General features: G+C 75.1%; 1 protein-coding gene. It reads right to left on the bottom strand.

What is annotated here, in order from left to right; genetic code table 11:
• Positions 1 to 1,579 (bottom strand): FAD-dependent oxidoreductase (locus tag ABZ371_RS32360; RefSeq protein ID WP_358686459.1); only part of this gene is annotated, 1,579 nt, incomplete at its 3' end.
• Between the last annotated feature and the right edge of the window lie 158 nt (positions 1,580 to 1,737).

Genomic DNA, 1,737 nt, shown 5'->3' on the forward strand with positions numbered 1-1,737 from the left:
TGCGCCCGGGGGGGGGGGGGGGGGGGCGCGCGGCGCCCGGGCCGTCCCCCCCGCCCCGCCCCCCCGGGGCCCGCCCCCCCCCCCCCGGCCCCCCCGACCCGTCGACCCCGAAGCGCGAGCCGTGGCAGGGGCACTCCCAGGCCGTCTCCGCCTCGTTGAACGACACCAGGCATCCCAGGTGCGTGCACCGGGCGGAGACCACGGTCGCCGCACCCTCCGGGTCCCGGTAGACCGCACAGCGACGGCCCTTGACACGCACCACCGCCCCGGTGCCGGGGGCGATCTCCTCGACGGTGTCCACATGGGCGGTGCGCAACCGGTCCCCGGCGAAGTGCTTGGCCACCTCGAGCTGCTGGCCCAGGAACGCGGGCGCCTCACGCAGCGCGCTCTTGAGCCGGCGCGGGTCGTACAGCCCGGCCCAGGGGAGGGTGCCGCCGGTGATCAGGGCCGTGAGGAGCCGGCTCGCCAGCACCCCGCCGGTCATGCCCCAGCCGCCGAACCCCGTGGCCACGTACGTGTGGCGGGCACCGGCGTGGAGCGGGCCGACGAGCGGGACCGTGTCCGTCGGGTCGTTGTCCTGGGCCGCCCAGCGGTAGGCGGTGGCCTCGACGGGGAAGCGCTCGCGCATCCACGCGTCCAGCCTGAGGTAGCTCTCGGACGGGTTCCCCGTACCCGGCGTGAAGGACTCGCCGGTGATGACCAGGAGCCGCCGGCCCTCGTCCAGGGGCGTGGACCGCACCGACCGCTTGCCCTCGTCCTCGGTGATGTACATGCCCTTGGGCGCCAGGTCCGCGGCGATCGGCGCGGCCACCACCAGTTCCCGGCGCGTGGACAGGCGGGTGAACAGGAGCGCCCGGTCGAACACCGGGTAGTGCGTCGCGACGACGACGTCACCGGCCGTCACCGTCCGCCCCGCCTCGGTGGTGACCCGGCACGGGGTGCCCTCCGACAGGCCGGTGACCCGGCTGCGCTCGAAGACGCGGCCGCCCCGGCGCACCAGGTCGTCGGCCAGGGCCAGCAGGTACTTGCGGGGGTGGAACTGCGCCTGCCCGTCCAACCGGAGCGCGCCGGTGACCGGATACGGCAACCCCGTCTCCGTCCCGTACGTCACGGGCAGCCCGGCCTCGATCGCCGCGTGGGTCTCCGCCCGGAGCTTCTCGGCCGACGAGGGGGTGACGGCGTACGAGTAGGCGGCGGCGCGCTCGAAGTCGCAGGCGATGCCGAGCTCGTCGACGATGCCCGCCACGCGCTCCACCGCGTCCTGCTGCGAGGTCGCGTACAGGCGGGCGCCCTCGGCGCCCCTCGTCTTCTGCAGCTGGTCGTACACGAGCGAGTGCAGGGCCGAGATCTTCGCGGTGGTGTAACCGGTGACGCCCGCGGCGATCCGGTCCGCCTCCAGTACGGCGACGGTCCGGCCGGCCCGGGCGAGTTCCCAGGCGGTGCTCAGACCGGCGATACCACCACCCACCACGGCCACGTCCACCTCGATGTCCTCGGTCAGCGGACCGTGCGGGGCGGAGTCGGTGCTGTCCATCCAGAAGGACTCGTCGAGCCCGGGAAGTCGGCGCGGATCCGTCATGGCGTGCTCTCCCAAATCTCAGGTTGGCGAGCCTTGCGAGTGCCCGGCTCACGCCTCCGGCACACCTCATGCTTCACCGGCGGGCACGTGGCGCCCGCGCCCGTGCCCCGGCCGCCGGCCGGAATCACCCGCCCGGCCGATCCGGGCCCGGGCCCGCC

This window comes from Streptomyces sp. NPDC005899, assembly GCF_040629645.1.
Classification (GTDB): Bacteria; Actinomycetota; Actinomycetes; order Streptomycetales; family Streptomycetaceae; genus Streptomyces.